Origin of the sequence: Vibrio sp. S9_S30, assembly GCF_014694455.1 — a bacterium.
GTDB lineage: Bacteria > Pseudomonadota > Gammaproteobacteria > Enterobacterales > Vibrionaceae > Vibrio.
The window spans coordinates 35,384-38,460 of sequence record NZ_JAAUWT010000016.1 but is presented as its reverse complement, the minus strand read 5'-3'; the positions used below and the strand labels follow the sequence as shown (position 1 = coordinate 38,460).

The window sequence follows — 3,077 nt, the reverse complement described above, 5'->3', positions numbered from 1 at the left end:
GGTTTCATGAAATTTACTTATAATTGAATAGGTTACATTTTTTTTGTTTTTTTTATTATATGAAGTCATCTGCCACTGCCTATCTTTGATACAAAAATTTACATATTCTTATACAATAATTCAGAGGATTGTAAATATTTTGTTAATATTTATAATGATTTGCTCATAAACTGATCTCGCCTTACATCATTCGATTAATTTATACATATAAAACAATAAATTAAGTTAATTTCCTGGAGTGAAAACATGCAATCGAGCTCGTTCTGGTTCGACTATTTTGAAGAGAACCCTTTGGCTGATGACTTAGCAGACGACATCAGGCATAACGGGGCAATCAGCCGATTTTCTCGCCCAGATTGGCATTTACTGATGACACCTGTCGTATATCCCAACGATGTGATTAAAAAACAGACATATATGCTAAGCCAATTGTTTGCCATGATTGAGCACCTTCCTAAAATGGCTTTTGATGACCAAGTGCGAGATTTTCTGGTGGCGGTGGGGTTCCATGATGAAAACGTCATTACCTTGGCAGAACGGCTCTCTACCTACACTGGTTTGATTCCTTGTCGATGGGATATTTTGGACAATGGAACCGATTGGAAAGTCATGGAAGTGAATGTGGGGGGTGCCATCGGTGGGTTTGCTTATGATGGTATTCAAACATTATACGATGACGCATTAGCCCAAGAAAAACAGGACTCCCCTTCCGTCTCTGTTGACGAGTATTGGCAATCGCCCTATGCCCATATTGCACCCAAAGTTGAACAAGAAATGGCAGCACTCGATAAGCCACTGCTGGTTGTTGTGGATGACGCTCTTCAATTTACAGAAAGCCCTTTGGTCGCGAACAGCGCTTCTGGTGCTTTAAGTGCTCGCTTGAACCAAGAAATCGTTGCCATTCCCCATACTAAGCTGGGTGACATCATCGAGTCGCATGATGGTTCGGTATTGGTCTTCGAAGTGTTTACATTAAGTGACATCGCCCGCGCCTCCGACAATAGCTACTCACCTTACTTGGATGGTCTAGAGAGTGGGAAAGTACACTCTGTTATTCACCCGCTAAGCGAAGTGTTCATGAGTAAAGCCATATTGGCGCTGTTGAGGGAAGAGCGCGTTCTGTCAGTATTGTCCAACGAGCAACGTGACATCATTAACACGCTGATCCCCCAAACGTTTATTGTATCAACGGACAATCTCGATCAGCTGCTCGCTTTGAACAAGAATGACTGGGTGATTAAAGATGCCATTGGCTATGGTGGGCATGGTGTTTTTTGCGGTTGGGAATGCGGCAGCGAAGAATGGACAGCCTTGCTCAATAAAGTGGCTCAGGCAGAGTCACCAACCGCCATTATTCAGCACAAAATACGAGGCAAACGAGAGGCCGCCATTTCGATGACACCCAAAGGGGTGTTTGTTGAATCGAACGAAGCCTCGGTGTTAGGTGTCTTTATGTTAGGGGATGAATTTGGTGGGGGGTGTGTGCGCCAGTCCTTGTCGGGCAAGGGCGTGGTATGCACCGCCAATCACGCGGCGCTCGGTGTCATGAGAGTACAAAAATAAGGCTACATAACAGTCAGACTGTATAATGACGTTCCTAAGTTGCCACGTCTGCGGGTTCTGAGGCTTCGTTTAGCTTAGGGCTTCGGTAAAAGAACAAGGCTCCTATGGCAAGCACAATACACATCAGCCAAATGTTCACCAGTCCAATGTAAGCAGCGCCAAATCCGCACATAAGCGATCCAATGACCCCACCGATTCTCATTACCAAAGAATTCAGTGAATCGACTGTCGAACGCACACTGTCGTCGGTGGACTGGTGCAACAGTTGGCTGTACGCCGATTTGCCAAGATGATTGGTAAAGTCGTAACAGATAAAGAGGATCACGAACATCACCACGTTGCCAGATAATGCAAAAAGAGTGGCGGCGAGTAGACGAATGGTGACGCTGATCATCAACACCTTCCCCATTTGCTGCCCTAACTTATCGCATAACCAATTCGTCATTACCGCAGCCACGCTTCCTAAGTACAACGTGACGGCATACGTTAATCCATACACCCATTCCAATGGCTGCCCTGCTGATAATTCTTCAAATCGAACGGGCCAAAACTTTTCAATGGCGCTGCCGATGGGTATGGTCAGAAACATGGCAAACAATATTCGCCAAAGTACAGGATGCTTCGCGGCATTAAGTCCATTTTTCATTTGAGTCGGCACGCTGGCAAGCAACGCGAATGAAAAAGGCTGAAATTCACGTTGCTCTTTAATCCAAGCCCATGCAATGAGAAACACCAACCCCAAACACACCAATCCAATCCACAACGACACATCGTAAAGTTGCCGGGTGTCAAACCCTAATTCAACGCCACCAAACATAATGCCAGCACCGATCAACGCGCCAGTGGCGGCAAAAAAACTGCTTCGAGCACTCACTCGCGCAAACCCCGATTGCAGAGTCATATCTCCTTCACTTTCATTAAAGGTTTCAACAAACCAAGCGGTAAGCGTACCGGAGCTAATGGCAATACTGGCTCCCCACAAGAACATCGAAACCACACCACCAATAAAGCTTGGAAAGAACAAAAGCACTAAATAAGACAACATGCTAAATAACATGGCGATCAAGAAGACTTTCTTACGCCCAACTTGGTCGGCCAAACCACCGGTTGGCAGTTCAAGCAGCATGACTGTAATCCCCATTGTCGCCATGATCATTCCGATTTGAGGGATGTTCATCCCAAACCCCATGAGCAACGGCGTCATGATTGGAATAACCAAGAATTGGGAGACAAAAAACAGCCCCATGAAAAGACCATATCGATGACTAAGTTGAATTCGATTCATCCACATATCCGTAAATTGATGGCATTTTCCGCTCACTTTTTTCTATCCTTATATGGAAAAAAGTGACGTATAACGTTTTGATGATGAAGGTAATTACGCTTAAAAATGCATAACAACACCAATAGAGAATAACGCTTTGATCACAGTTAAAACAACACTAATTATCATTTCATTAAAAAAGGTATAACATTTCGCTAATTGAAATTGAACTGTTCTCAATCAAATGAGA

2 protein-coding genes are annotated in these 3,077 nt (G+C 44.3%); one reads left to right on the top strand and one right to left on the bottom strand.

Going from position 1 to position 3,077, the window contains the following annotated elements; all coding sequences use genetic code 11:
* The first annotated feature begins 246 nt into the window (after positions 1-246).
* Positions 247-1,563, top strand: coding sequence for a hypothetical protein (locus HC752_RS17985; protein WP_190336551.1), 1,317 nt, complete (start codon positions 247-249; stop codon positions 1,561-1,563).
* 34 nt (positions 1,564-1,597) lie between these two features.
* Here the strand turns inward: HC752_RS17985 and HC752_RS17980 are convergent, their stop codons facing one another.
* Positions 1,598-2,884 carry an MFS transporter gene (locus HC752_RS17980; RefSeq protein ID WP_342029491.1) on the bottom strand — a complete coding sequence of 429 codons (1,287 nt, stop codon included), beginning with the start codon at positions 2,882-2,884 and terminating at the stop codon, positions 1,598-1,600.
* Between the last annotated feature and the right edge of the window lie 193 nt (positions 2,885-3,077).